Consider the following 25,700-nt stretch of genomic DNA (forward strand, 5'->3'; position numbering starts at 1 on the left):
GGGGCGGACGCCGGTCGCACCCCGACCTTATGCATCAGCGCCTCCTGCAAAGCTATACCGCCGACGCCGATCGTTATGACGAGATGCTGGCTGCCGACGGTCGTTTGCGGCCGCACTGGCGCACGCTGATCGATCAGCTCGAAAATCTCTCGCCCGAGATGATGCGCCGCCGTGCCGATGAAGTGCGCGACGCTATCGCCTCCGACGGTATGACCTACAACGTCTACGCCGACCCGCAAGGCGCCAATCGTCCGTGGGAACTGGATCTGCTGCCGCAGATCGTCGCCGCTGACGAATGGCAGAAGCTCTCTGCCGCAGTGACGCAGCGCGCGCGTCTGCTCAATGCCGTGCTCGGCGATCTGTACGGCCAGCAGCACTTGCTGGCCGAGGGCCTTCTGCCGCCGGCGCTGGTGTTCGGCCAGCACGGCTACCTGTGGCCGTGCCGCGACGTGCGCCCTCCCGGCGGCGTGCATCTGCATCTGTACGCGATCGACCTGGCGCGTTCAGCCGACGGCAACTGGTGGGTCATCGCCGACCGCACGCAGGGACCTTCGGGTTCCGGCTACGCCTTGCAGAACCGCCAGATCATGATGCGCGCCTTGCCCGAAGCGCTGCGCGACATGCACGTGCAGCCTTTGCTCAATTATTTCCATGCCCTGCATCAATGCCTGACGCGGCTGGCGCCGACCGGCAGCGAGTCGCCGCTGGTGGTGCTGCTGACGCCGGGGCCGTACAACGAAACCTATTCCGAACACGCCTTCCTGGCGCATACGCTGGGTTTCCCGCTGGTCGAAGGCGTCGATCTCACCGTACGCGGCGATATGGTTTACCTCAAGACGCTGACCGGCCTGCGTCGCGTGCACGCCATCATGCGCCGTCTCGACGACGACTATTGCGATCCGCTGGAGTTGCGCTCGGAATCCGCGCTCGGCATTCCCGGCCTGACGCAGGCTGCGCGATCCGGCAACGTGCTGATCGCCAATGCGCTCGGCAGCGGCGTGCTGGAGTCGACCGCCTTGCACGGTTTTTTACCGGCGATCAGCCGGCGCCTGCTGGGCGAAGAACTGGCGCTGCCGGCGGTGGCGTCCTGGTGGTGTGGCGAAAAGCCGGCGCTGGAATACACCCTGTCGCATCTGGAAGAACTGGTGATCATGCCGGCCTTCCCGTCGATGCGCATGCAGCCGGTGTTCGGCCATACGCTCAATGCGCAGGCGCGCCGCCATCTGATTGAAAGCCTGCAATTGCAGCCGCATGCATACGTCGCACAAGAGTGGGTGCGCCTGTCGCAGGCGCCGGTGCTCTCGCGCAGCGGAGAATACCGGTTGATGAATCGCACCGTCAGCCTGCGCGTGTTTGCCGTGGCCGACGGCGAAGGCGGCTACCACGTCATGCCGGGCGGGCTGACGCGCGTGGCGCCGCGCCAGCGTCGCGACGTGGTGTCGATGCAGCAGGGCGGCACCAGCAAGGACGTGTGGGTGCTCAGCGAGAAGGCTGAGGACGACGATGCGGTTGGCGCCGCGACTGCCGAAACCAGCGTCGCGGTCGGGCCCGGCGCCATGACCGACCCGGTGTCGCGCACTTCGGATTTGATCCGCACCACCGTCGACGTTTCGTCGCACGCCGGTGAAAACCTGTTCTGGATGGGCCGCTACGCCGAGCGCACCGACAATCTCGCGCGGCTGCTGCGCACCACCTTGCAATGTACTACCGAAGCGCAGACCGAGAACCGTCTCATTTTGCGCAGCATCAGCGAAATCTGTTTCCGCCTCGGCATCCTGATGCCGAAATCGGAACAGGCGCATCCGACCATCACCGCCTTGCAGCAAAGTCTGCAGGCTGCGGTATCGGATCCCAGCGCCAGCATCAGCATCGCCACCCATTTGCGTCACTTGCATCATTCCGGCTACCAGGTGCGCGAGCACTTGTCGCTGGACAATTGGCACGCACTGAACCGCATGCCGGCGATGGTGCTGGAGCGGCTGAACTCGCCGGCTGCCACGCTGCACGTCCTCAACAACGTGATCCAGGCCTGTTCCGGACTGGCCGGCCATGCGTTGGACGACATGACGCGCGACGAGGGCTGGCAGTTCCTGATGATCGGGCGGCACATCGAGCGTATGGTGCATCTGGCCACGCTGTTCGACCGCTTCATGCAACTCGAGCCGGCGCGCCAGAATGCGGCGCTGACCTGGCTGCTGGAATCGTCCAGCAGCATCGTCACCTATCGCGTGCGCTACCGGCGCACGCCGGAATGGCTGCAAGTGCTGCACCTGCTGGTGTTCGATGTCAGCAACCCACACAGCATCGCTTACCAGTTCCGCATGTTGCAGCATTATCTGACCGACATCGCGCAGCAGCTCGGTATTCTCAGCATGAATATTCCGGCGCATCTGAGCGAACAGCTCAACAGTTTTGCGCTGCCCGATTTTGCGCGCGACTCGGCCACTTCGGAAGCCGCCACTGCGCGCCTGATCCAGCTCATGCGCGAAGCGGCGGGCGCGGGCTTCTCATTGACGGACGATCTCGCACGGCATTTCTTCACGCCGCTTAGCGCGCCGGTCAGCCAGGGAGTGTAAAGATGACCGACGCCGCTTATCACATCGTCCACGAGACCAATTACCAGTACGCGGTACCGGTGCGTCTGTCGCATCAGGTGTTGCGCCTGACGCCGCGCTCGCTGCCGTGGCAGACCTGCACGTCGCATTTCATCAACATCCTGCCGGGCCCGGCCAACCTGATCAACCTCTATACGGACAGCTTCGGCAATGCGTTGCAGTCGTTTTCCCTCGATCAGGATCACACCAGTCTCGATGTGTATGCCGAGTCATGGGTGGACATTTCTTCGCGCATGTTGCCGGCATCCACGCCGGCATGGGAGCAGGTTGCCGAGACCTTGTCGTATCACGCCGGCCGGAGCCTGCCGCCCGACATGCTGGAAGCTTCGTGCTTCATGTTTGAGTCTTCGCACGTCAGGATCAAGCGCGAATTCGCGCGCTATGCCGCCGAATGCTTTACGCCCGGTTTGCCTTTGTTGGCCGGCATCGAGTCCTTGATGCAACGCATTTTCAACGAATTCACTTTCGACCCCGAGGCCACCACGGTGTCGACGCCGGTCACCGAAGTTTTCGTCAACAAGCGCGGCGTCTGCCAGGACTACGCCCACTTCATGCTGTCTTGCCTGCGTTCGCTGGGATTGTCGGCGCGCTACGTCAGCGGCTACCTGCTGACGCAGCCGCCGCCAGGGCAGGTGCGCCTGATCGGCGCCGATGCCTCGCATGCCTGGGTATCGGTGTATTGCCCCAGCGTTGACAGCCGGCCGGGTTGCTGGATCGATGCCGATCCGACCAATGGCATCTTTCCCGACATCAGCCACATCACGCTGGGTTGGGGACGCGATTTTCTCGACGTTTCGCCGCTGCGCGGCGTGCTGATCGGCGGCGGCCAGCAAACCATGCAGGTGGCCGTGACGGTCATGCCCAAAGACGAAAAGCAGGAGCCTTTATTGACAGGCCAGTAGCCTGATCTGGCGGGAAGGACTGGATCGGCAAACAAATAAGCCCACCCGCGCCAAGGCGGATGGGCTTCGCCCCGAACGGGCGATCACCGGTTACAGGTAAACCACTTCCAATGTGGCGGAGCCATCGAGCGGGATGTTGTTGCCCGTAGGCAGATTGGAGGATTTGTCGAGTACGGCTTGCACGCTCAGGTCACCGGTAATTGTTTTGTAAGCTGCAGGAGTATTCGAGAGCCAACCCCATGATTTCATATCGCCGGCAAAATAGCTGCCGCTTCCTACCGCCGCACCGTTGGAGGCGACGGACCAGTTGTCAGTGTTTTTTTGCTTATAAAAAATAAGGGAGGCACGCTTGCTGTCGCCACGGACATTGTCCAGCTTGACGCTATAGATGCCGAGGTTTTTGCCGTCGAATTTTCCCAGACCAAAAGCGCCGGTATCGGTCAGACGCGAACTGATATTCTTGACAATGCCGGTAACGACGGAGCTTGAACGGTTGTCGGTCAGCCTGATCGCAATCTGAGTAGCCGCATCGCAGTTGAGGGAAAACGACAGCGTTTTCTCAGACAGGACAGTGGGGTTGGTGGCGTTAAGTTGGGACGCTGGAATGTTGCCGTAATCGACAATGCCGGCGCCGGCAAGCGAGGCGGTACAAGCCGCCGGTTTGATGACGCCCTTGACCTTCAGTTCGGCGGTGTCGGCGGCCCGGGCGCCAAAAGAAGCGGTCAGGGCAACGGTCAGCGTGGACAACAGAGCAATATTTTTCATGATCAAATCCTTGGATTGATGAAAGATTGTTGCCGTCACGTCTCGTCGTATGTGTGTAGGCAATGACGCTATTTTGAAGATTTATATCATTGATTGACATAAGAAAAGTCTCAAAAATAGCGGGCGGTTGCAAGAAAAAAACAAAAAAACTATAAAAATATTCTAGATGCGTTTGTGCCAATGCTAGAGAACAAGCCCCCGCGCTACCGATGCCAACATCATAAAGACCCGCGAGCCGTTGGCGACGCCTACGCACATAAGCGACCTGCGGCGAGCGAGGCGGACGTGCTGCCCGTGCTGAAAGGCATGGTCCAGTCTGTGTTCAGCGGCACCGATACGCCGCCGTAAGCGCATCTTGCCGTCTTGAAGAAAAGCCCGCCTTTTCTCAAAAGACGGGCTTTTCTCTGGTTGTACCGGGCCGGCGGATCAGAGATAGATGACTTCGATAGTGCTGGAGCCGTCCAATGGGACGTCATTGCTCAGATTCAGGTTTTCCGGCTTGTTCAGGACCGTGTCGATGTTGATCTTCGCGGTCAGTTGCTTGAACGCCACCGGCAGGTTGTTTGTGTCGCCGAACGAGAAGTATTCGCCGTCATGCTGGATGTTGACTGCGCCGCCGTACCAGGATTTGCCGCCGTCGGGCGAAAAAATATTGCGCACACTATTGCCGTCGGTCATGGTCGAGGCGTCGAATGACAAGGAATAGCCGCCGACCTGTTTCCCATTCACGGTGCCCAGGCCGTAGTTATACGGATCTGTCGCAGCACCGGTAATGCCCGGCACGCGCGAGGAGGCACGATTGTCGGTCAACTTGATCGCCATCTTTGTGGCGGCGTCGCAGTCGATTCGGAAATCGACTTGTTTGGTGACGAGTTTTTTGTATTGGCCTGCGGTCAATGACGCGGCCGGGATATCGCCGTAATCGACCACGCCGCCGCTGGAGAAATTCGGCTTGCAGGCGGCCGGCTTGATGACGCCCTTGACCTTCAGTTCGGCGGTGTCGGCGGCTTGGGCGCCAAAAGAAACTGTCAGGGCAAGAGCCAGCGTGGACAACAGAGCAATTTTTTTCATGATCGGATCCTTAAATTGATGAAAGATTGTTGCCGTCACGTCTCGTTGTGTGTGTGCAGGCAATGACGTTATTCTGAAGATTCGGAGTCTTGATTTATATGGGAAAATTCTCAAAAAAATGAGAATAAACTGCGTTCTGTTGGCCGCGTACAATCTCCGGGCATGAAAAAGGCCCGCTCTCAAGTACGAGAACAGGCCTTGGCCGACGGCGGTAAAAATTACAAATACTTGACTTCAATAGTGGTGGAGCCGTCCAGAGGGATATCTTGCGTCGTGGGCAAGTTTTCCGGCTTGTTGATCACCGCCTGCACGTTCAGGGCGACGGTGAATACCTTGCCGGCGCTCGGCGTGGTGCCGGAAGTGGCAAACGACATATAAGTCCCGGTGGTGTCGGCATAGGCTGTGTTGGTGCTCCATGTCGCGCCGGCATCTGTCGAGTGCAGGTTGGCTACCGTCACGCCGTCTATGGTGGTCGACGAATCGAACTTGATGGTGTATCCGCCGATATTCTTGCCGGCGACGCTGCCCAGGCCGAAGTTAAAACGTTCGGTGGAGCCCACGATTCCGGTTACCCGCGTTGCCGCGCGGTTGTCGGTGAACAGCAAAGCCACCTTCGTGTGTGCGTCGCAGGTCACGGTCATGGAGACCTGTTTCTCCGGCAGCGTGGTGTAGATGCCGGGCTTCAAGGTGGAGGCGGTCATTGTGCCGTAGTCGACCACGCCGCTGGCGGTCAATGTCGGCGTGCAGGCCGATGGCTTGATGACACCCTTGACCTTCAGTTCGGCGGTGTCGGCAGCCTGGGCGGCGGCGGAAAGCAGCAAGGAGGCAGCCAGGGCGGAAAGCAGGGTGATGTGTTTGTTCATGATCGTCCTCTCAAAAAGTTAAAAAAATGAATTTAAAACCTCTTGCTTCAGCGTCCTGTGTTTGCCTAGGCGGTAACGACATGTTCATATTTTGAATCTCAAATAAATATGAGGAAATACTTAAAAAAATTATTGTTGCGAAAGTGTTGAAATGCCTGCCATCAATTTCTATTTGGAAATTTCTTGCGTTCGACCGATGGAGGTGCGGCGGGGACGCAGGCGCGATGCCCGGACCGCCGGCATGCCGATGTCGCGACATATTCGTCGCCGTCAGTGACATGGAGGGCGAATGCATGCTCGGATGATGGCTGGGAATTTGATGCGCTTTCCTTGGGCAACGGTGCGGGAACCTGTTTGAGAGTTTTCTTATGGACCGGGGCGGGGGAACGGCGGCACAATTTGCGCCTTGCTATTCTTCATAACCTGACGACGCTCCCATGTTCCGATCTCTGCCCAGTACGATATTTTCTTTTTCCCGCGCCAAGGCAATGCGCGCCGTGGCGAAGCTGTTTGCCTTGCTGTTGTTGGCAGGGGCAAGTCATGTCGCGCTGGCGCAGTATTCTTGTTCAATCAATGGTCCGGGCTCGGTACAAGCCAATTTTCCTGCCACGGTCAGAGTCCCTCGGGATGCGCCTGTAGGGACGCTGTTGACGGGGTGGGTGGGAGTGTCGGCCGCGGATAACTGGCGTTGTTCTTTCCCACGAAACAACGCGGCGATTTTATGGTTGGATTTGGCCGTGGCCACCTCCAACAGAATCAATAATGGCGGTACAAACTATGCCTTGATCAACACCAATGTCGATGGAGTCGGCATTATTGTACGATTCACCGATACGACATCTTTGCAGGCTGGCACTCTTCCCTGGTCCACTCCTGGCACTCAGGAGACCTTCGTGGGGTCCGCCTTATATAACAATCAATCGCAACAGGGACGAGGTGTCTTTAGTGCCAATGCAGAGCCTAATACTCTCAACGCATCCAGGAGCGTGTCGTTGGCGCTGATTCGCAGCGGTACGCAATCCTTGGATGGAAAAAGCATGTCAAGCGGGACTGTCGGCCGATCAGGCATCCGGTTTCAGTTGTTGGTATCAAACAGTCCTATCGTTCCCGATGCCTCACAGCCTCTGAGATTTACCCACGACATTAACTATACCGGTGTTACTTTCATTGAAAGCACCTGCCAGACCCCAGACGTGACGTTCAACATGGGCTCGGTGCCGCTGAGCACCTTCCAGGGATCGGGCACACGTAACGGCAACTGGCAGAACCAGAATCTCAACATCAACAATTGCCCGGCCGGGCTGAACCGCGTCAGCGTCGTGCTGGCCACACCGTCCACCGGCTGGCTCGACAGCGTGAACAAAGTGTTCAAGCTGAATAATCCCAGCGATGTGGCCACGGCTCAGGGCATCGGCATCCAGTTGGGAATGGGCCCCACCCAGACCATTCCTTCCTACGACACGCAGATCCTCTTGAACAGCTATGGCTACAACAGCGCCACCGGCGGCAGCTTTGCGGTGCCGCTGTGGGCGCGCTACGTCAAGCCGGCGTCGTCGGCTACCGTCTCGCCGGGGCGTGCCAACGGGATGATGATCTTCACCATGGTGTACCAATAAGCTTGTCCCTGTAACTTCGCATAAGGAAGAGAGATGAAAGTGATCGCCGTATTGATCGCGGGCCTTGCTGCCGGCTTGTTGTCCAGCTTGGCATCGGCCGCCGATGTGACTGCTGTCCAGGCGTCGAAGCAAAGGCAGCATGTCGAGTTCCTGGACTCAGGTCGTTTCAGCGATTTGCCGTTTTCCGATGCGGTGCGCGTTGGCGGCCTGACTTATTTTTCCGGCGAGATCGGCGATGTCGGCGGCAACGGCAAGGTGGTCCCAGGAGGCATCCAGGCGGAAGCCAGGCAAGTCATGGAAAACCTCAAGGCATCGGTGGAAGCCAACGGCTACAAGATGAGCGACGTCGTCAAATGTACGGTTTTTCTTGCCGACATGGCGGAGTGGTCCGTCTTCAACGCCATTTATAAATCCTATTTCAGCAAGCCTTACCCGGCGCGCAGCGCTTTCGGCGCCAACGGCTTGGCGCTGGGCGCGCGTGTTGAAGTGGAATGCATCGCCGCGAAATAAAGTCAGGACGGAACAAACAGGGGAGGGGGACAGCATGGCAAAATCCCGCAGGCGTCAGGGTTGTCCGGGAAGGCTTGCGATTCAAGGCGTGCGGATGTGGTCGATCAACGCCATGGTTCTCTCATCCGGCGGCGGCGTCAGCAGGCTGACGATGATCAGCGCCACAATGCCTACCGGCACGCCGAACAGGCCGGCCGAGATCGGCGCGATGTGGAACCACTGGTTGGCCGCGTTGCCGCCGAAAGCCGGATGCGTGTGCAGCATGTAGTACACGCACATCACGAAGCCGGCGACGATACCGGCGATGGCGCCGGGCTGGTTGGCGCGCTTCCAGAAAATGCCGAACACCAGCGCCGGAAACAACGTTGACGCCGCCAGCGAAAACGCCACTCCCACCATCGACAGGATGTCGCCCGGTTTCAATGACGCCGCATAGGCCGCCAGCAGCGCCACCACCAGCAACAGCAGCTTGGAAATCGTCACGCGTTTTTGCGTCGATGCAGTCGGATCAATGACTTTGTAATACACGTCGTGCGAGAGCGCGTTGGAAATGGTCAGTAGCAAGCCGTCGGCGGTCGACAGCGCCGCCGCCAGTCCGCCAGCCGCCACCAGGCCCGAGATGAAATAGGGCAGGCCGGCGATTTCCGGCGTGGCCAGCACGATGATGTCGCCGTCGAGCGCGATCTCTCCGAGTTGCACCACGCTATCATGGTTCAGGTCGGTGATGCTGACCAGCGGATTGACCTTGTCGATGTTGGCCCAGTAGTAAACCCAATCGGGCAGGTGCGAATACGTGCTGCCGACCAGCGAGGTGTAGATGTCGTACTTCACCAGGATCGCCAGCGCCGGCACCGTGATGTAGATCAGCATGATGAAAAACAGCGTCCAGAACACCGACTTGCGCGCTTCATGCACCGACGGTGTGGTGTAGTAGCGCATCAGGATGTGCGGCAGCGCGGCGGTGCCGATCATCAGGCAAAACACCAGCGCAAGGAAATTGTTGCGCTTGATGTTGGCGGCGTCCTCGTCCTTGCCGGGGAAGGGTTCGGTCTGCGACACCGGCGGTTGCGCGCGAGCGAGGTTGTGGGCCTTGGCGTCGTTCCATTTGCGTTCGGCTTCTTCCACCGTCTTGGGATAGGCGCTCAGCGCGCGGCTGGCGCTCTTGATGTCGGCCAGCGAGGCGTGGACGTTGCGTTTGATTTCCTCGATGTGATGCTGGGCGTCGATGCGGCCTTCTTCCCATGATTGCGGCAGATTTTTCAGTTTCTTGTCGTAGTCGTCGGCGCGCGCCTGGAAGATGGCGCTGACTTCCTTTTCCTTGGGATCGTCGGCGATGCGTTTTTCGGCGGCGTGCAGCTTGGGCAGCACCGAGCCGTAGGCCACTTGCGGCACCGGCACGCTGGTGTGCTTGGCCGACAGCCATATCACTGGAATCAGATAGGCGAACAGGATGATGATGTACTGCGCCACCTGGGTCCAGGTGATCGCGCGCATGCCGCCGAGGAAGGAGCAGACCAGAATGCTCGCCAGCCCGAGGAAAATGCCGATCGAAAAATCGATGCCGGTAAAGCGCGATGTGATCAGCCCGACGCCATAGATTTGCGCCACCACATACGTGAACGAAATGATGATGGTGGCGATCACCGCCAGGATGCGCACGATGTTGCCGCTGTAGCGTCCGGCATAGCGCTCGGCGAGGAAATCGGCGATCGTGTATTGCCCGAACTTGCGCAGATAGGGCGCGATCAGCAGCGCCACCAGGCAATAGCCGCCGGTCCACCCCATGATGTAAGCGAGGCCGTCGAAGCCTTGCAGGTACAAGCCGCCGGCCAGGCTGATGAAGGTCGCCGCCGAAATCCAGTCGGCCGCCGTCGCCATGCCGTTGAACAGCGCCGGTACGCGCCGTCCGGCGACATAGTATTCCGGCACGTCGGAGGTGCGGCTGACCACGCCGATGCCGGCATACAGCGCGATCGTCACGAACATGAACAGGTAGCCGATCCAGGCGCGCGGCATGCCCTCGTGCTCGAGCACGGCCAGCACCAGCAGGAACAGGATGAAGCCGACCGTGTACCAGGAATAGTAGCGCGTCAGGCGCCGGGAAAAATTCTTGTTACTCTCCATGCGCCTGCTCGCCGGTCTGATGTTGAAATTGTCGTTCCGCGCGGCCCATCCATATCGTGTAGACCGTCACGATGGCGAGATAAACCAGCATGATTCCCTGCGCCGCCATGTAGAACGAGAGCGGCCAGCCGAACAGGTGGACGTGGTTCAGCTCGCGCGCGAAGAATACCGCGCCGAAGGTCACCACAAACCACAGGCCCAGCAGCGCCAACGTCAGGCGGCGTGTCTTGTCCCAGTAGCTGGATGGCGAGGGCGGGGTTGCGGATGCTGTCTTGTGTTCCATATCAGCCAATATCGTCGATGAAAATCTGGCGCGGGGTCATGTGCAGCGTCACACGGAACAGGCAGCCCGGCGCTTTGGGATCCATGCTGCGCGGATTGTTCAGTATCTCGACCGTGGCTTCGTGCTGTTGCGCGATCTCGCGCACGATGGCCAGTCCCAGGCCGCTGCCCGCGGTATGTGTGCCGAGGATGCGGTAAAAGCGTTCAAAGACGTGGCTGCGCTCGGTCGGCGCGATGCCCGGGCCGGTGTCTTCGACTTCCAGGAACGCTTGTCCGGTCTCTTCATCGGCGCGCGCGCGCACGGTCACGCTGCCCAGCGCGGGTGTGTAGTGCAGGGCGTTGTCGAGCAGATTGCTGAGCAGTTCGCGCAGCATGACAGGATTGCCCGAGATCATGATCGGATGGCCGGGTTGCTCGAAGCCGAGATCGATGCGCTGCGTGAACGACATCGGTACCCAGTCTTGCACCACGTTGCGTGCCAGTTCGGACAGTTCGATCGGCTGGAATGGCGACATCTCCGGCGTCTGGTTCTCGGCGCGCGCCAGCGACAGCAACTGATTGACCAGCCGCGTGGCTGATTCGGAACTCTTGGCGAGCTGTTCCAGCGAACGATGCACGTCGGCCTTGTCGGTCTGGCGCAAGGCCAGTTCGGATTGCATGCGCATGCCGGCCAGCGGCGTTTTCATCTGGTGCGCGGCGTCGGCGATGAAGCGTTTTTGCAGCGCGATGGTTTGCGACAGCCGCGCCAGCATGTCGTTGAGCGAACGCACCAGCGGCGAGATTTCTTCCGGCACCTGGCCGGAATCGATAGGACTGAGATCGTCCGGGCGGCGCGCGCGAATGCGCTGCTGCAATTCGGACAGCGGCGACAGGCCGCGCGACAGGGCGAACCAGACCAGCGCCAACGCCACCGGCAGGATCACGAACTGCGGCAGGATCACGCCCTTGATGATTTCATTGGCGAGCTGGGCGCGTTTTTCAAGCGTTTCGCCGACCTGCACCGTCGCCAGGCGCGGCTCGCGCGAAGAAGCCGCGCGCTGCTCGGAGGTGCGCCGCAGGTCGACTTGCGTATAGGCGATGCGTACGTCGTTGCCATGCAGGATGTCGTTGCGGAACTGTACCGCACCGATGGGCTTGTCTTCCTCGACCGGCGGTTGCGGCATGTCGCGATCGCCTTCGACGAACTCGCCGCGCGGACCGGTGATCTGGAAGTAGATATTGTCGATGTCGTCGGCGCGCAGCAGATCGCGCGCCGATACCGGCAGACGCGCCACCGTTTTGCCGTTGACTTCGGAGACTTGCTGGGCTAGCACGGTCACGCTGTCTTCCAGCGCACGGTCGAACGGCTGGTTGGCGATCGACTGCGCGATCAGATAAGTGATGGCGATGCTCATCGGCCACAGCAGCAGCAGCGGCGCCAGCATCCAGTCGAGGATCTCGCCGAACAGCGAGCGCTGGATCCGTTCTTCCGGCTGGGTGGCGATGGCGGCGCGGCGCTTGCCTTTGGCGGAGACTGCCGGCGCTTGCGGGGCGGCGGCATCGCCGACGTTGCCTGAGTTGTTTGTATCGCGTGCGTCAGGCATGGAAACCCCCCGTGCCCGCGCCAAGGAAACGCTCAAGCGTTGCTGGCAATGCCGACGCTCGCGATGGAGTCGGGCAGTTTTTCGAGGCAATAACCGAGGCCGCGCACGGTGGCGATGCGGATGCCGCCGACTTCGATTTTCTTGCGCAGGCGGTGGACATAGACTTCGATCGCATTATTGCTGACTTCCTCGCCCCATTCGCATAAATGATCCACTAGCTGTTCCTTGGAAACCAGCCGCCCGGTACGCTGCAATAATACTTCGAGCAGTCCCAGTTCGCGTGCGGAAAGATCGAGCATCTGCTCGCCGATGTAGGCGATGCGGCCGACCTGGTCGTAGCTCAGCGAGCCGTGGCGGATCACGGTCGGACCGCCGCCGGCGCCGCGCCGGGTCAGGGCACGCACGCGCGCTTCCAGTTCCGACAGCGCAAACGGCTTGGCCATGTAGTCGTCGGCGCCCAGGTCCAGGCCCTGTACGCGCTGTTCGACCGAATCGGCGGCGGTGAGGATCAATACCGGCAGGCGCGAGTTGCGCGCACGCAGGCGGCGCAGCACTTCCAGCCCGGACATCTTGGGCAGGCCGAGGTCGAGAATCAGCAGATCGAAGTCTTGCGTCGACAAGGCCGAATCAGCCTCGACGCCATTCTTGACGCAATCGGTGGCATATCCCGAATGACGCAACGAGCGCGTCAAACCATCGGCCAGGACACTGTCATCTTCTGCAAGCAGGATACGCATGGTTTATGATCCGCACGGGTAGGCGGCGCTGTCTCAAATTATTGTAGGAATATTGCGATATTTTTCTGCATATTCTACTAAATCGATCGCTATTGCAATGCATAATCAAGACTGCCTTGCGCTAACGCAAAATTCCGTCATATTGCCGATAAGCCCTTGATAAATCAGCGAAACGCCCGCATGTTGCCTAACTCTTGGTATAATTTTTCGAGTTGATTGTCTGAAAACTGCGATGACGCGCCTGTTTGCCCTATTGCTGATCTGTTTGCTGCCCGTGCAAGTCTTTGCAGGGATGCTGACGTACAAGACCGGCATCGATTCGGCAGCGCTGGAGTTGCAGGTGCAACAGGCCCAGCAACAGCAACTGCAACAACTCCTGGCGGAAGTTGCCGGTACCGATGCCGCCACTGCGGCAGCCGACGAGCAGCAAACCTTACCCGACCAGGCCGACCGCGACGACGACACCTCGTATGCGGACAGTGAAGATTTTTCCAATCACGCCGGCGTCGGCGATGAAACCGTGCTTAATCCGGCGCTGGTGTTTGTCGTCGATTCGGCCACCTTGGCGCCGGCGCTGCGTAGCGACGCCGCCAGTCAACCGCCTTTCCTTCCCCCCGCCGGCCGTCCGCCGCGGGTCTGATCCCTTCCTTGCCGTTCGCGGCAATTCCCGGTTCTCGCCCGTATTGCGGCGATAGCTGACGACGTGTGTGCTGTGCGCGTCTTGCTCATCGTCCCCGATCCGCGTGCCTGAACCGGCGCAGGCAGGAACACATATTTTCCATTGTTTTACGGCCGATGCGACCACCTTCGCATCACATTCCATCTCAGGAGATAGCATGAAAAAAGTATTTGTCGCGCTGATAGTGGCTGCGATGACCCTATCGGTTGGCATCAGCAGCGTCGAGGCCAAGCGTCTCGGCGGCGGCGGCTCGTTCGGCAAGCAGTCGTCGGGCGCCAGCCGTCAGGCGCAAAGCCCGATGCAGCAGAACCAGGCTGCGCCGGCCAAACCGGCGGCACCCGCAGCGGCGCCGGCCGCCACCGCACCGAAGCCTAGTCCATGGAAGGGCATTCTCGGCGGCGCATTGCTGGGTCTGGGTCTGGGCGCGTTGCTGTCGCACTTCGGTCTGGGCAGCGCCATGGCCAGCATGATCAGCACCATTCTGATGGTCGCGTTGCTGGCATTTGCCGCGATGTTCATCTACCGCATGTTCCGCCGCAAATCGGAAGGCAACAGCAATGAGCGTCCGGTCTACGCCGCCGCGCATGGCGCCGACCAGGGCAACGCCGGCAACCAGACTCCTGCCATCGGCTCGCTGCTGGAACCGGCGCAACCGCCGAAGGCGCTGCAAGGCGCGTCGTTTGGCGGCGGTGCTGCCGTGGCGGAACAATCGTCTTACGGCATTCCTGCGGACTTCGATACGGTCGGTTTTGTACGCAACGCCAAGACTTACTTCATCCGTTTGCAGGCCGCCTGGGACAAGGGCGACGCCAACGACATCCGCGAATTCACGACGCCGGAAATGTTCGGCGAACTGAAGCTGCAATTGCATGAACGCGGCGCCTCGGCCAATCACACCGATGTGGTCTCGCTGGATGCGGAGATGTTGGGCGTGGAAACCGTCGGCAACGACTACCTGGCAAGCGTGAAGTTCTTCGGCTTCATCAAGGAAGATCAGAATGCGTCGCCGACTCAGTTCAGCGAAATCTGGAACTTGTCGAAACCGGTCTCCGGCAACGGCGGCTGGGTATTGGCAGGCATTCAGCAATTGTCCTGATCGGCTGTTTGATTGAATTGGAAGCCGCTCTTCGGAGCGGCTTTTTTTACGTCTCCGGAACTCTTACGTCGGGTTGCGCGCTTGTCCTATGCCGCACGGCGGGCGATGGTCGCATGATGATGTTTTGTGTCAAGGAGAATGCCATGCAACGACAAGCTTCCGCCGTCTGGAACGGCAGCCTGAAGGACGGTAGCGGCGCGCTGAGCACCGAGAGCAAGACGCTGGACGCGACGCAATATTCGTTTACCGCGCGCTTTGAAAATGGCGTCGGCACCAATCCGGAAGAATTGATCGCCGCCGCGCATGCGGGCTGTTTCTCGATGGATCTGTCGAGCCGGCTCGGCAAGGCCGGCCTCGGGCCGGAGCGCATCGACACCAACGCCACGCTGACGCTGGAAAAAGTCGAAAACGGTTTTGCCATTACGGCCATCGTGCTGGAGGTCAAGGCCAAATTGCAGAATCCCGACCAGGCCAAGTTCGACGAAGCCGTCGATCAGGCCAAAAAGGGATGTCCGGTATCGAAAGTGTTGAAGGCCGACATCAGCGTACGGGCCAGCCTGGCATAGTCAGGAACGGAGTTGCCGCTCTTGCGGCGGCTCTTCCGCCCGAGGAATCGTTTGCTCCTCGCCGGCGCAGCCGCACGAGGTTTCGCCGCCTTGCCCCCGCAAGGGATAACGCAAGGCCAGCGGCACGGCGGCAATCGCCAATATCGCTGTGGTTGCGTCAAGCCAGTCCATGATCTGTACTCCGGTTATGCCGGCTTCCAGATCGCAACGTCGGTTGCGTTGACTTTCCTTGGCAACAAACCGGCGGCGAAAAACGTGTCGGCGATGCGCTGCTGTTCGCCCAATGCGTTCACCACTACCGCACGCACCTCATAGCTGCGGCGGCTGTTCGCCAGTTCGATCGTCGGTGCATCGAGCCCCCAGATTGGGGCCAGGAAAGCAGCCGCTTCCTTCGGGTTCTGGCGCACCCACAATCCGGTCTTTTTCAATTCGTCGAACACGATCGCCAACACTTCCGGATGCGCTTCCGCAAACGGCGTCGAGGCCAGGTAATAGCGTTGATAGTCGGCGATATTGCGGCCGTCGGAGAGGATGCGCACCGGCGTCTGCTTTTGCACGCCGGCGAGGAAAGGATCCCAGGTGACCCAGGCATCGACGCTGCCGCGTTCGAAGGCGGCACGGCCATCTGCGGGCGTGAGATAGGCGACGTCGATGTCGCTGAATTTCAGGCCGGCTTTTTCGAGTGTCGCGATCAACAGGTAATGTACGCCGGCGGCCTTGGTCACGGCAATTTTCTTGCGCTTCAGATCGGCGATCGTCTTGATCGGTGAATCATTGCGCACGATGACGGCTTGCGCCGACGGCGAGGGTGCTTCCTGCGCCAGATAAGTCAGTTTGGCGCCGGCGGCCTGGGCGAACACCGGGACGGTGTCGGCCACGTCGGCGCTGAGGTCGACGCCGCCGACGTTGAGCGCTTCCAGCAGTGGCAGGCCGCTGGAAAATTCGTGCCAGCCAATCTTGATGTTGAGCGGCGTCAGCCGCTTTTCCAGCGCGCCGTTGGCCTTGATGACGGTGAGCAGCGTGGAGGATTTCTGATAGCCGATGCGCACTTGCGCCGGTTTGCCGGTTTGCGCCTGGGCGGGTAGGCTCAATGCTGCTGCGGCGGCAGCGGTCAGGCGGAGAAAATGTCGGCGTTGCATGATGTCCTTTTCTTGTTCGTGTCCCGGCAGGACGCGCGCATAAACAAAGGCGCGGCGGTCCCCTTCGGGTCACACTCTACGGACGAAGTCCGGGAAAAAGAACGATTTTTTTCGCGCTAGCTTATTTGCCTGGCGCATGTGCGCGTATCGACGTCGTTGGCGTGCGTGATCGCGTCAAGGCAGGTGAAGTTCGAACTGGGCGCCGCCATCGGGATGATTGGCGAGCAGGGCTTCGCCCTTCTTGTCGCCCTTGTGATGCGCGCCGGCAATCGCCTTGCACAGATCCATGCCGAGGCCAGTGGAGGGTTTGGCTTCCTGCGTGCCGATGCCGGGGCCGTCGTCGCGCACGCTGAAAACGATACCGTTGCCGTCCTTGCGGCAGGCCAGTTCGATGCGTGAACGTGCGAAACGCGTGGCGTTTTGCAGTGCGGCTTCGAGCGCCAGGCCGACCAGGTTCTCATCGAAGAAGGCGACCAGCGGCATGTCGTTTTCATTGATGACGACATCCAGGCCTGACTGGTTGATTGTCAGATGGCGCAGCAAGCCCCGCAGGAAATCTTGCGGCGACAGCGCTTCGATCTGCGCTGTCAGGCCTTGCGAGGACGCTTTGTACAAGGTCAGGAAACCGATGAGTTTTTCTTGCAGGGTGAGGCAGGTCAGATGCGCGTGGCCGGCGCGCTCATCGGCGGAATCGGCCGCCAGCGCGCGCAGTTCGCCTTCGAGCACGCCGAGCGAATTCTTGATGTCGTGAACGATGATGGCGGCGAGTTTGGCGTCCATATTGTCAGTTTTTTTGAGCGGCTTTGGCCACTGTGTCGCGCAGGAATTTATGCATTTTGCTGACGCGGTCGTTGCCCGGGATCAGGCGGTCCAGGGTATTCAGGTAACGGTTGACGCGCTTGACATATTCCTGATTGATGCCGCGCTGGCTCATCCACAGCAGGTGCAACTGCGCAGCGGCCATCAGCACGCCGGTATTTTCCGGCATGCTGTGCAGGGCTTCTTCCAGTTTGACCAGCGATTCGTCCGGTTTGGCGCTGCGCATCAGGGCATTGGCTTCGGCGATGATCGTCATGCACTGCTTGACGGCGCCGTCCACCAGCGTGTCGGTCATCTCTTCCTTGCCGCAATCGGCCAGCACTTTGCGCGCCAGAGCCAGCAAGGTCTTGTTCTCGTGGTCGGATTTCACCGCTTCCGAAATCAGTTGCGCGCCTTCTTCGTCCCGGCCCATCGAGAAGGCGGCTTTGGCCAGCGCCAGTGTGGCCATTTCGGAGGGCGCGCCCTCGGCGGCGATTTTTGACGCTTCGAAAGCTTTCTCCGCGGCGTCGAGATTGCCGAGTTTGACGTGCGCTTGCGCGGCGACGGCCGATTGCGCCGAATTGAACATCTTCGATTCGGCATAGCGCCTCGGCGCAGTCGACAGCAACTGCAGCGCGGCGGCGGCGTCGCCGGTGTCGACATGGACCTGGGCCAGCGTCAGCAGGTCGCCGGGCTGGGCCGTCAACGAACCCTTGGTGTGCTTGAGCACCTTGTCGAAGGCTTCCTTGGCCTGTTCCAGGTCACCCACACGGTAAGCGGCATCGCCTACCATGCGGCTGCGTCGCGCCGAAGGGATGATGGCGGAGGAGCGCGACAAGGCTTCCAGCGCTTCGGCCTGGTTGCCTTTGGCTTCCTCGATCTGTGCCAGCAGGTCATAGGCTTCGATGTATTGCGAATTCTGCGCCAGCACGTTTTGCACCAGCACCTTGGCGGCGTCGAACTGACCCGCCGCGATATCGCAGCGCGCCATGCCGATCTTGGCCCATACCAGGTCGTCGCGCATCTCAAGCGCTTGCCCATAGACGGCGCGGGCTTCTTCGATGCGGCGCAATTCGATCAGCAGGTTGCCCTTGATCTTGAGGATGTCCACAATCCATTTTGGGGCGCTCTTGAGCACGTTGTCGCATTCGACAATGGCGCCGGCCTCATCTTTGCGCTTGAGCTTGTCGTTGATGGGCAGCAGGATATTCTGCTTTTCCAGCAGGCGGTCGATGCGTTCGGCCAGCTTGGACGCGGTCAGCGGCTTGAGCATGTAGGCGTCGGGCTGGAATTCGGCGGCGCTGGCAACCAGGTTGTAACCGCTTTCGGCAGTCACCATGACGAACATGGTCGTCGGCGGCAACAGGTTTTTCGTACGGAAAAACTCGAGCAACTGCTGGCCGTTGGTTTCCTTGTTCAGGTTGTAGTCGCACACGATCAGGTCGTAGGCGCTGGCCTCCACAAAGCGGATCGCTTCGTCGGGCGTGCCGGCCTGGTCGACTTTTGTGATGCCGAGTTGGCCCAGATGCATGCGGATGTTTTGGCGCATCGCGGGCATGTCATCGATGATGAGCGAACGCAGGCTGCTGATGCGGCTGAATGGAACCAAGGTCATAAAGGGAAGCAGAAAACTCGTAATATTACTAGATGGCAATGTATACCAGATACGCGGAATATCCGCCGGAAATCCTAGATATTCCACACAATGCGGCGATTACCGTTTCGACCCGCTGCTCCCCCGAAGGGGCGGGGCTCTCCGTTTGCCAGCAGGATTCGTACCTGCAACATCGTTATAATTGGCGCGGATACTAACAGAGTATTGTGAAAAGCTTGTTTGGATGTGCGATTCTTCCGTCATTGCTTGCATTTCCGACCACGACTTTGCCGCAAAAGCACAACAGACAAAAAAGAGCTTGCACGAACAACTGTTTTTTTATACAGTACTGTCTAGTTGATCTCTGCCTGACTCAAACGACCCCTTTGCTGAAAGAACCCTATGGACGACAAAAAACCCGCCAATAATTCCGAAAAGAGCAAAGCGCTTGCCGCTGCCCTTGCGCAGATCGAGAAGCAGTTCGGCAAAGGTTCGGTCATGCGTATGGAAGACGGTGCCGTCATCGAGGAAATCCAGGTTGTCTCGACCGGTTCCCTTGGCCTCGATATCGCGCTGGGCGTTGGCGGTTTGCCGCGCGGCCGCGTGATCGAAATCTACGGCCCCGAATCCTCCGGTAAAACCACGCTGACGCTGCAAGCTATTGCCGAAATGCAAAAACTCGGCGGCACGTGCGCCTTCATTGACGCGGAACATGCGCTGGATGTGACTTACGCGCAAAAGCTCGGCGTCAACCTGTCCGACTTGTTGATTTCCCAGCCAGATACTGGTGAACAGGCACTGGAAATCACCGATGCGCTGGTGCGTTCCGGCGGCGTAGACCTGATTGTAGTCGACTCGGTAGCAGCCTTGACCCCGCGCGCTGAAATCGAAGGCGACATGGGCGACTCCCTGCCCGGCCTGCAAGCCCGTCTGATGTCGCAAGCCCTGCGCAAGCTGACCGGCAGCATCAATCGCACCAACACGATGGTCATCTTCATTAACCAGATTCGCATGAAGATTGGCGTCATGTTCGGCAATCCGGAAACCACGACCGGTGGCAATGCGCTGAAATTCTACGCTTCCGTGCGTCTGGATATCCGTCGCACCGGTTCGATCAAGTCCGGTGACGAAGTCATCGGCAGCGAAACCAAGGTCAAGGTCGTCAAGAACAAGGTGGCGCCGCCATTCCGCGAAGCGCACTTCGATATTCTTTATGGAGAAGGCACGTCGCGCGAAGGTGAAATCCTCGATCTGGGCTCCGAAGCGAAGATCGTCGAGAAGTCTGGCGCCTGGTATAGCTACAACGGCGAACGCATCGGCCAGGGCAAGGATAATGCGCGTAATTTCCTGAAGGAGCGTCCGGAACTGGCACGCGAAATCGAAAACAAGGTGCGTGCTTCGCTAGGCGTGCCGGAACTGGTTGGCGCGCCTACCGCTGAAGCATCCTGATGTCGAACGTCCTCGCTTGCGCCGTATTTGTTGTACCGGCTTAAACCATGCCCAGGCCGCAACTCAGCCTGAAGGCGCGAGCGCTCAAATATCTCTCTTCACGTGAGCATAGTCGTCTGGAACTTGCGCGTAAGCTAACCCCTTACGCGCAAGATGACGACGATATCGAAGCCCTGCTCAATTGGCTGCAAGAATCCAAATTCCTTTCACAAGAGCGTTTTTCGGAATCGCTGGTGCATCGTCGCGCCGGACGTTACGGTAATAACCGCATCCTGTCCGAGTTGCAAAGCCACGGCATCAATGGCGAGGCGCTGGGCGACGTCAGGCAGGAACTGACGCAAGGCGAATCCGCACGTGCGCGCGAGGTGTTGCGGCGCAAATTCTCCGAGGCGCCGGCGGATCCGGCCACGCGCGCCAAGTGCATGCGCTTTCTTCAGCAGCGTGGTTTTTCCCATCGCGCGATCCAGGTAGCGGTCAAAACTGCCTGGAGCGATGAACATGATGGCCTCGACTGATCGGGGCCGATTCTTTGCCGGGTAACGTTCGGAAAAGCCATTCTCCTCAAAATAGTTGGTAGTCGGCGCTACTGCTGCCTAGCCGAGGCGAGCTGTGCTAAAATCTCGGGGTTTTTGCTGCGCCGCATTAGCGGCTGTCATGGTAATTTTTGCGATGACGACACGCAATGCGACAACGATTAATGTTGATCAAATGGCATTCTTTATGCCCAATGCACTTTCTGCACCTTCTACTAAGCAATTTGCCCGGTCGTACAGGCCATGCGCGTTCTCGTTCGGGGAAAACGCACAGCGGCGGATTCTTGTCTCCATTCGCGCCGTGCGGTATTGCCGCCAGCCGGATTTCAATCCAGTAAGTTTTATTTAATAGTGTCTTAAAGGGAAGCTCCCATGAAAATCCATGAGTATCAGGGCAAAGAAATCCTCCGCCAATTCGGCGTGACCGTTCCACGCGGCATTCCATGCCAGTCCGTTGAAGACGCTGTCAAGGCGGCTGAAACCCTGGGCGGTCCGGTCTGGGTCGTCAAGGCACAAATCCACGCGGGCGGCCGCGGCAAGGGCGGCGGCGTGAAAGTCGCCAAATCCCTGGAGCAAGTCAAGGAATATGCGAACCAGATCCTTGGTATGCAATTGATCACGCACCAAACCGGCCCTGAAGGCCAAAAAGTGCGTCGCTTGCTGATCGAAGAAGGCGCAGATATCAAGAAAGAACTGTACGTCAGTATGGTGACCGACCGCGTCAGCCAACGCGTGGTCCTGATGGCTTCCAGCGAAGGCGGCATGGACATCGAAGAAGTTGCGGAAAGCCACCCTGAACTGATCCACCAAATCGCCATCGATCCGGCCACCGGCCTGACCGACGCCGACGCCGACAGCATCGCCGCCAAGATCGGCGTACCAGCCGGTTCCATCGCCGATGCGCGCAAGCAACTGCAAGGCCTGTACAAGGCTTACTGGGAAACCGACGCATCGCTGGCCGAAATCAACCCCCTGATCCTGACCGGCGACGGCAAGGTCATCGCACTGGACGCCAAGTTCAACTTCGACTCCAACGCGCTGTTCCGCCATCCTGAAATCGTCGCTTACCGCGATCTGGACGAAGAAGACCCAGCCGAAATCGAAGCTTCCAAATTCGACCTGGCCTACATCTCTCTCGACGGCAACATCGGCTGTCTGGTCAACGGCGCCGGTCTGGCCATGGCGACCATGGACACCATCAAATTGTTCGGCGGCGAACCTGCCAACTTCCTGGATGTCGGCGGCGGCGCCACCACCGAGAAGGTTACCGAAGCATTCAAGATCATGCTGAAGAACCCTGAACTGAAAGCCATCCTGGTCAACATCTTCGGCGGCATCATGCGCTGCGACGTGATCGCTGAAGGCGTTATTGCTGCGTCCAAAGCCGTTTCCCTGAAAGTGCCGCTGGTCGTGCGCATGAAGGGCACCAACGAAGAGATCGGCAAGAAGCTGCTGGCCGACTCCGGCCTGCCGATCATTTCGGCGGACAGCATGGAAGAAGCTGCGCAAAAAGTTGTTGCTGCAGCCAACGGTAAATAATAGGACAAGGAATAGCTATGTCGATTCTGATCAATAAAGACACCAAAGTCATCACCCAGGGCATCACCGGCAAAACCGGCCAATTTCACACACGCATGTGCCGCGACTACGCGAATGGCAAGAACGCATTCGTTGCTGGCGTGAATCCGAAAAAGGCCGGTGAAGATTTCGAAGGCATTCCGATTTTCGCGAATGTTTCCGAAGCCAAGAAGGCAACCGGCGCCACCGTTTCCGTGATTTACGTTCCGCCTGCAGGCGCTGCTGCCGCAATCTGGGAAGCCGTTGAAGCCGACCTGGATCTGGCCATCTGCATCACCGAAGGCATTCCGGTCCGCGATATGCTGGAACTGAAAAACCGTATGGCCAAGGCCGGCAGCAAGACCTTGCTGCTGGGCCCTAACTGCCCGGGTCTGATTACACCGGACGAAATCAAGATCGGCATCATGCCTGGCCACATCCACAAAAAGGGCCGCATCGGCGTGGTGTCCCGTTCGGGCACACTGACCTACGAAGCCGTCGGTCAATTGACTGCACTGGGCCTGGGGCAATCGACGGCAGTCGGTATCGGCGGCGACCCGATCAACGGTCTGAAGCACATCGACATCATGAAGGCATTCAATGATGATCCTGATACCGACGCCGTCATCATGATCGGTGAAATCGGTGGTCCCGACGAAGCAAACGCTTCCTACTGGATCAAGGACAACATGAAGAAGCCGGTGGTCGGTTTCATCGCCGGCGTGACTGCGCCTCCAGGCAAGCGCATGGGCCACGCCGGTGCGCTGATTTCCGGCGGCGCCGACACGGCGGAAGCCAAGCTGGCGATCATGGAAGAGTGTGGCATCAAGGTCACTCGCAACCCCTCCGAAATGGGGCGTTTGCTGAAGTCGGTGCTGTAATTCATCTGTCGCAACAGCAATACAGCAACACGAGCGGCAGGATGGGAAGTTATTTGTCCGGACATCGGCAGAACTTCCCTGCCTGACCGGTGACATAACAATATGGGGAGCTCCGGCTCCCCATATTGCTTTAGAGGCTGTTGCAAAATTAACCTGGCGTTGTTGTGCCTCCTTGCCGTACTCCTCCTTGTACCGTCTGCGTCGGCATCCCTGCCGAACTTAATTTTGTAAAAGCCTCTTGGTGTCCATCAATCACGGGGGAAATAAATGGATTTTCTGATGGAATTGAACTGGCTGGCTGTCGGCCAGATCATCCTGATCGATATTTTACTCGGCGGCGACAATGCCATCGTCATCGCATTGGCATGCCGCAATTTGCCCGATAACCTGCGCATGCGCGGCATCCTGTGGGGTACTTTCGGCGCCATCGGCATTCGCATTGTGCTGATCGCCTTTGCCGTGACCTTGCTGCAGATGCCATTCATCAAGCTGGCCGGCGGCGTGCTGCTGTTCTGGATCGGCACCAAGCTGCTCAGCGACAATGACGAACACGGCGATATCAGCGGCAGCGACAAGCTGTTGTCGGCGATCAAGACCATCATTGTCGCCGACCTGGTGATGAGCCTGGACAACGTCATCGCCATTGCCAGCGCGGCCGAGCAGGCTGGAGAGCATCAACTGCTGCTGGTGATTTTCGGCATCCTGGTCAGCATTCCGATCATCGTCTGGGGCAGCACGCTGGTGCTCAGGCTGATGGAAAAAGTCCCTATGATCATCACGCTGGGTGCGGCCTTGCTCGGTTACCTGGCAGGCGGCATGTTGATTTCGGATGTTGCGATCCGGGACTGGGTGCAAACCTATCTGCCGTATCATGAATTCGTCGTGCCAGGCATGCAGTTGCATCTCAGTTTGCCGGGCGTGGTCGGCGCTGTGGGCGTTGTCATCGTCGGTACTTGGGTTGCGCGTAAGGCGCAAAAACAGGAGGCTTGAAGGACGATGGTGCAGGCAAGGCGGCAAAAGCAATCAGCGCCTTCCTGCAACTTATAAAAATGTTCACAAATTCGTCATTGGCGAATATGATCTCAGCGGGGAGTCCGGCGTTGCCTACGAGAAAATAGCAGTCATGGCCAGATAACCAGGCAACGCGCCCGAAAACGCGATTTTTTTGTAATAGGAAAACAATATGCAAGCAACAAGGCTGGTATGTAAGACACAAAGCGCTCAGCGCGGCTTTACCCTGATCGAACTGATGATCGTGCTTGCCATTGTCGGCGTTCTGGCAATGGTGGCTGTTCCCCAGTATCGGGATTACCTGATTCGCACCAAGGTGGCCGAGGGGCTGAACCTGGCGACGCCGGCCAAGATGGCAGTGTCAGAGACGATTGCGGCGAAGGGCGGTACAGAGTTTAACCAAGCTGCTACCGGCTATCAGTTTACGCCTTCCGCGGAGCTCAAGACGGTGTCGGATATCCAGATCGCGCAAGGCGGGGCCATCACCATCACTTTCGGTCAGATCGGCGGCGATGTCGGCGGCAAGACCTTGAAACTGATCCCTTCGGCGACCAATCCCAGCGCGATAACCTGGCTTTGCCAGAGTGCGCCGGCGACAGCGGTTGACGGCGCGGCAACGCTGCCTGCGAAGTATGCTCCGGAGAACTGCCGCTGATACTCGTGGTGCGAAGGTAAATAAAAAGCGTGCAAGGCTGACTTGCATGCTTTTTTTACATCCGCGCCAAGACGTTGAGGCGGTTGATCGATATCAGGCCTGCGACCACGACCCCGATTTGCCGCCATGCTTTTCCTGCACGCGAATATCGGTCATCACCATACCGCGGTCGATCGCCTTGGACATGTCGTAAATCGTCAGCAAGCCGACCTGCACCGCGGTGAGCGCTTCCATTTCGACGCCGGTCTTGCCCTGCGTTTCGACGCGCACGGTGCAACTGATGCTGGAGTTCTCCTGATCAATGGCGAAATCGACCGACACATGCGTCAGCGCCAGCGGATGGCACAAGGGAATCAGGTCGCTGGTGCGTTTGGACGCCATGATGGCGGCAACGCGCGCGATGCCGAGGACGTCGCCCTTTTTTGCCGTGCCGGACTGGATGACTGCCAGCGTTTCCGGCTTCATCCTGATGACGCCGCTGGCGATCGCCACGCGGTGGGTTTCCTGCTTGCCGCTGACATCCACCATGTGCGCCTGGCCGCCCTGGTCGAAATGGGTGAGTCCCTGATTGGCGTCGGCAGTGAAATGTTGGGTCTTGGAATCGGTCATGGCAACGGAATATGAGAAGCAGTGATTACTGCGAGTATCATAGCAGGCATTGCAAGCAACCCAAG

At 59.1% G+C, this 25,700-nt stretch carries 25 protein-coding genes; 13 read left to right on the top strand and 12 right to left on the bottom strand.

Translation table 11 applies throughout. The annotated features are described in order from the left end of the window. Nucleotides 1–29: 29 nt before the first annotated feature. A complete protein-coding gene (locus RV1423_RS08560) occupies nt 30–2,576 on the top strand; it encodes a circularly permuted type 2 ATP-grasp protein (protein WP_034295408.1) in 2,547 nt (848 codons plus the stop codon). A gap of 2 nt (nt 2,577–2,578) precedes the next feature. After that, nucleotides 2,579–3,517: a transglutaminase family protein gene (locus tag RV1423_RS08565; RefSeq protein ID WP_034295409.1), complete on the top strand. Its 939-nt coding sequence runs from the start codon at nt 2,579–2,581 to the stop codon at nt 3,515–3,517. Nucleotides 3,518–3,607: 90 nt separating this feature from the next. On the opposite strand, the gene RV1423_RS08570 is transcribed toward RV1423_RS08565, so the two are convergent. The 3 genes from RV1423_RS08570 to RV1423_RS08580 all read right to left on the bottom strand — a co-directional run bounded on the left by RV1423_RS08570 (nt 3,608) and on the right by RV1423_RS08580 (nt 6,216). Continuing rightward, complete coding sequence (locus RV1423_RS08570; RefSeq protein WP_155835053.1) at nt 3,608–4,321, bottom strand: DUF1120 domain-containing protein; 714 nt, start codon at nt 4,319–4,321, stop codon at nt 3,608–3,610. Nucleotides 4,322–4,708: 387 nt separating this feature from the next. Continuing rightward, nucleotides 4,709–5,353: a DUF1120 domain-containing protein gene (locus RV1423_RS08575; protein ID WP_034295412.1), complete on the bottom strand. Its 645-nt coding sequence runs from the start codon at nt 5,351–5,353 to the stop codon at nt 4,709–4,711. Between the two features lie 218 nt (nt 5,354–5,571). Next, nucleotides 5,572–6,216, bottom strand: coding sequence for a DUF1120 domain-containing protein (locus tag RV1423_RS08580; protein WP_034295414.1), 645 nt, complete (start codon nt 6,214–6,216; stop codon nt 5,572–5,574). A 437-nt stretch (nt 6,217–6,653) separates the two neighbouring features. On the opposite strand from RV1423_RS08580, the gene RV1423_RS29750 reads away from it, so the two are divergent. Both RV1423_RS29750 and RV1423_RS08590 read left to right on the top strand, forming a co-directional pair. Continuing rightward, nucleotides 6,654–7,832 (top strand): fimbrial protein, encoded by a 1,179-nt coding sequence (locus RV1423_RS29750; protein ID WP_155835054.1) that lies wholly within the window; start codon nt 6,654–6,656, stop codon nt 7,830–7,832. A 33-nt stretch (nt 7,833–7,865) separates the two neighbouring features. Beyond that, nucleotides 7,866–8,342 (top strand): Rid family detoxifying hydrolase, encoded by a 477-nt coding sequence (locus RV1423_RS08590; RefSeq protein ID WP_034295418.1) that lies wholly within the window; start codon nt 7,866–7,868, stop codon nt 8,340–8,342. 81 nt (nt 8,343–8,423) lie between these two features. Here the strand turns inward: RV1423_RS08590 and RV1423_RS08595 are convergent, their stop codons facing one another. From RV1423_RS08595 to RV1423_RS08610, 4 genes are read right to left on the bottom strand one after another with little or no spacing between them, the layout of a single operon-like run. After that, a complete protein-coding gene (locus RV1423_RS08595; RefSeq protein WP_034295420.1) occupies nt 8,424–10,466 on the bottom strand; it encodes a sodium:solute symporter family protein in 2,043 nt (680 codons plus the stop codon). Then, nucleotides 10,456–10,749: a DUF4212 domain-containing protein gene (locus RV1423_RS08600; RefSeq protein WP_034295422.1), complete on the bottom strand. Its 294-nt coding sequence runs from the start codon at nt 10,747–10,749 to the stop codon at nt 10,456–10,458. The genes RV1423_RS08595 and RV1423_RS08600 overlap by 11 nt, the downstream gene beginning before the upstream one ends. A gap of 1 nt (nt 10,750) precedes the next feature. Then, nucleotides 10,751–12,331, bottom strand: a complete 1,581-nt coding sequence (locus tag RV1423_RS08605) for a sensor histidine kinase (protein ID WP_034295424.1) — start codon at nt 12,329–12,331, stop codon at nt 10,751–10,753. A gap of 32 nt (nt 12,332–12,363) precedes the next feature. Next, a complete protein-coding gene (locus RV1423_RS08610) occupies nt 12,364–13,068 on the bottom strand; it encodes a response regulator transcription factor (RefSeq protein ID WP_034295426.1) in 705 nt (234 codons plus the stop codon). Between the two features lie 232 nt (nt 13,069–13,300). Between RV1423_RS08610 and RV1423_RS08615 the strand changes: the two genes are divergently transcribed. From RV1423_RS08615 to RV1423_RS08625, 3 genes are all read left to right on the top strand, one after another. Further along, complete coding sequence (locus tag RV1423_RS08615) at nt 13,301–13,708, top strand: hypothetical protein (protein ID WP_034295428.1); 408 nt, start codon at nt 13,301–13,303, stop codon at nt 13,706–13,708. A gap of 196 nt (nt 13,709–13,904) precedes the next feature. Next, nucleotides 13,905–14,843 (top strand): Tim44 domain-containing protein, encoded by a 939-nt coding sequence (locus RV1423_RS08620; protein WP_034295429.1) that lies wholly within the window; start codon nt 13,905–13,907, stop codon nt 14,841–14,843. A 143-nt stretch (nt 14,844–14,986) separates the two neighbouring features. Then, nucleotides 14,987–15,409 carry an OsmC family protein gene (locus RV1423_RS08625; protein ID WP_034295431.1) on the top strand — a complete coding sequence of 141 codons (423 nt, stop codon included), beginning with the start codon at nt 14,987–14,989 and terminating at the stop codon, nt 15,407–15,409. Here the strand turns inward: RV1423_RS08625 and RV1423_RS29755 are convergent, their stop codons facing one another. The 4 genes from RV1423_RS29755 to RV1423_RS08640 all read right to left on the bottom strand — a co-directional run bounded on the left by RV1423_RS29755 (nt 15,410) and on the right by RV1423_RS08640 (nt 18,961). Then, on the bottom strand, nt 15,410–15,580 hold the full coding sequence (locus RV1423_RS29755) for a hypothetical protein (RefSeq protein WP_155835055.1): 171 nt from the start codon (nt 15,578–15,580) through the stop codon (nt 15,410–15,412). A gap of 14 nt (nt 15,581–15,594) precedes the next feature. After that, entirely contained in the window at nt 15,595–16,548 is a 954-nt protein-coding gene (locus tag RV1423_RS08630) for an aliphatic sulfonate ABC transporter substrate-binding protein (protein ID WP_034295433.1), read from the bottom strand. A 174-nt stretch (nt 16,549–16,722) separates the two neighbouring features. After that, the gene (locus tag RV1423_RS08635; protein WP_034295435.1) at nt 16,723–17,328 is read right to left on the bottom strand and encodes a sensor histidine kinase KdpD; all 606 of its coding nucleotides are present in this window, start codon (nt 17,326–17,328) and stop codon (nt 16,723–16,725) included. 4 nt (nt 17,329–17,332) lie between these two features. Beyond that, entirely contained in the window at nt 17,333–18,961 is a 1,629-nt protein-coding gene (locus tag RV1423_RS08640) for a tetratricopeptide repeat-containing response regulator (protein WP_034295437.1), read from the bottom strand. 381 nt (nt 18,962–19,342) lie between these two features. Between RV1423_RS08640 and recA the strand changes: the two genes are divergently transcribed. The 6 genes from recA (at nt 19,343) to RV1423_RS08670 (ending at nt 25,026) form a co-directional block, all read left to right on the top strand. Continuing rightward, the gene (recA, locus tag RV1423_RS08645; protein WP_034295439.1) at nt 19,343–20,389 is read left to right on the top strand and encodes a recombinase RecA; all 1,047 of its coding nucleotides are present in this window, start codon (nt 19,343–19,345) and stop codon (nt 20,387–20,389) included. A 47-nt stretch (nt 20,390–20,436) separates the two neighbouring features. Beyond that, the gene (recX, locus tag RV1423_RS08650; protein ID WP_034295441.1) at nt 20,437–20,904 is read left to right on the top strand and encodes a recombination regulator RecX; all 468 of its coding nucleotides are present in this window, start codon (nt 20,437–20,439) and stop codon (nt 20,902–20,904) included. A gap of 390 nt (nt 20,905–21,294) precedes the next feature. Then, nucleotides 21,295–22,461 carry an ADP-forming succinate--CoA ligase subunit beta gene (gene sucC / locus RV1423_RS08655; RefSeq protein WP_034295443.1) on the top strand — a complete coding sequence of 389 codons (1,167 nt, stop codon included), beginning with the start codon at nt 21,295–21,297 and terminating at the stop codon, nt 22,459–22,461. A gap of 17 nt (nt 22,462–22,478) precedes the next feature. Then, a complete protein-coding gene (sucD, locus tag RV1423_RS08660) occupies nt 22,479–23,360 on the top strand; it encodes a succinate--CoA ligase subunit alpha (RefSeq protein ID WP_034295445.1) in 882 nt (293 codons plus the stop codon). Between the two features lie 267 nt (nt 23,361–23,627). After that, nucleotides 23,628–24,350, top strand: a complete 723-nt coding sequence (locus RV1423_RS08665) for a TerC family protein (RefSeq protein WP_034295447.1) — start codon at nt 23,628–23,630, stop codon at nt 24,348–24,350. 193 nt (nt 24,351–24,543) lie between these two features. Continuing rightward, the gene (locus tag RV1423_RS08670; RefSeq protein WP_034295449.1) at nt 24,544–25,026 is read left to right on the top strand and encodes a pilin; all 483 of its coding nucleotides are present in this window, start codon (nt 24,544–24,546) and stop codon (nt 25,024–25,026) included. Nucleotides 25,027–25,119: 93 nt separating this feature from the next. Here the strand turns inward: RV1423_RS08670 and moaC are convergent, their stop codons facing one another. Then, nucleotides 25,120–25,635 (bottom strand): cyclic pyranopterin monophosphate synthase MoaC, encoded by a 516-nt coding sequence (gene moaC / locus RV1423_RS08675; protein ID WP_034295451.1) that lies wholly within the window; start codon nt 25,633–25,635, stop codon nt 25,120–25,122. Nucleotides 25,636–25,700: the final 65 nt, after the last annotated feature.

This window comes from Herbaspirillum sp. RV1423 (assembly GCF_000577615.1).
Lineage (GTDB): Bacteria > Pseudomonadota > Gammaproteobacteria > Burkholderiales > Burkholderiaceae_D > Herbaspirillum.

What these genes read in the sequence shown, in the direction of transcription:
- RV1423_RS08670 (WP_034295449.1), top strand. Translation starts at nt 24,544, where the DNA reads ATGCAAGCAACAAGGCTGGTATGTAAGACACAAAGCGCTCAGCGCGGC.
- RV1423_RS29750 (WP_155835054.1), top strand. Translation starts at nt 6,654, where the DNA reads ATGTTCCGATCTCTGCCCAGTACGATATTTTCTTTTTCCCGCGCCAAG.
- RV1423_RS08590 (WP_034295418.1), top strand. Translation starts at nt 7,866, where the DNA reads ATGAAAGTGATCGCCGTATTGATCGCGGGCCTTGCTGCCGGCTTGTTG.
- RV1423_RS08605 (WP_034295424.1), bottom strand. Translation starts at nt 12,331, where the DNA reads ATGCCTGACGCACGCGATACAAACAACTCAGGCAACGTCGGCGATGCC.
- RV1423_RS08610 (WP_034295426.1), bottom strand. Translation starts at nt 13,068, where the DNA reads ATGCGTATCCTGCTTGCAGAAGATGACAGTGTCCTGGCCGATGGTTTG.
- RV1423_RS08665 (WP_034295447.1), top strand. Translation starts at nt 23,628, where the DNA reads ATGGATTTTCTGATGGAATTGAACTGGCTGGCTGTCGGCCAGATCATC.
- RV1423_RS08635 (WP_034295435.1), bottom strand. Translation starts at nt 17,328, where the DNA reads ATGGACGCCAAACTCGCCGCCATCATCGTTCACGACATCAAGAATTCG.
- sucD (WP_034295445.1), top strand. Translation starts at nt 22,479, where the DNA reads ATGTCGATTCTGATCAATAAAGACACCAAAGTCATCACCCAGGGCATC.
- RV1423_RS08565 (WP_034295409.1), top strand. Translation starts at nt 2,579, where the DNA reads ATGACCGACGCCGCTTATCACATCGTCCACGAGACCAATTACCAGTAC.
- recX (WP_034295441.1), top strand. Translation starts at nt 20,437, where the DNA reads ATGCCCAGGCCGCAACTCAGCCTGAAGGCGCGAGCGCTCAAATATCTC.
- sucC (WP_034295443.1), top strand. Translation starts at nt 21,295, where the DNA reads ATGAAAATCCATGAGTATCAGGGCAAAGAAATCCTCCGCCAATTCGGC.
- RV1423_RS29755 (WP_155835055.1), bottom strand. Translation starts at nt 15,580, where the DNA reads ATGGACTGGCTTGACGCAACCACAGCGATATTGGCGATTGCCGCCGTG.
- RV1423_RS08580 (WP_034295414.1), bottom strand. Translation starts at nt 6,216, where the DNA reads ATGAACAAACACATCACCCTGCTTTCCGCCCTGGCTGCCTCCTTGCTG.
- recA (WP_034295439.1), top strand. Translation starts at nt 19,343, where the DNA reads ATGGACGACAAAAAACCCGCCAATAATTCCGAAAAGAGCAAAGCGCTT.
- RV1423_RS08640 (WP_034295437.1), bottom strand. Translation starts at nt 18,961, where the DNA reads ATGACCTTGGTTCCATTCAGCCGCATCAGCAGCCTGCGTTCGCTCATC.
- RV1423_RS08595 (WP_034295420.1), bottom strand. Translation starts at nt 10,466, where the DNA reads ATGGAGAGTAACAAGAATTTTTCCCGGCGCCTGACGCGCTACTATTCC.
- RV1423_RS08620 (WP_034295429.1), top strand. Translation starts at nt 13,905, where the DNA reads ATGAAAAAAGTATTTGTCGCGCTGATAGTGGCTGCGATGACCCTATCG.
- RV1423_RS08630 (WP_034295433.1), bottom strand. Translation starts at nt 16,548, where the DNA reads ATGCAACGCCGACATTTTCTCCGCCTGACCGCTGCCGCCGCAGCAGCA.
- RV1423_RS08600 (WP_034295422.1), bottom strand. Translation starts at nt 10,749, where the DNA reads ATGGAACACAAGACAGCATCCGCAACCCCGCCCTCGCCATCCAGCTAC.
- RV1423_RS08575 (WP_034295412.1), bottom strand. Translation starts at nt 5,353, where the DNA reads ATGAAAAAAATTGCTCTGTTGTCCACGCTGGCTCTTGCCCTGACAGTT.
- moaC (WP_034295451.1), bottom strand. Translation starts at nt 25,635, where the DNA reads ATGACCGATTCCAAGACCCAACATTTCACTGCCGACGCCAATCAGGGA.
- RV1423_RS08625 (WP_034295431.1), top strand. Translation starts at nt 14,987, where the DNA reads ATGCAACGACAAGCTTCCGCCGTCTGGAACGGCAGCCTGAAGGACGGT.
- RV1423_RS08560 (WP_034295408.1), top strand. Translation starts at nt 30, where the DNA reads ATGCATCAGCGCCTCCTGCAAAGCTATACCGCCGACGCCGATCGTTAT.
- RV1423_RS08615 (WP_034295428.1), top strand. Translation starts at nt 13,301, where the DNA reads ATGACGCGCCTGTTTGCCCTATTGCTGATCTGTTTGCTGCCCGTGCAA.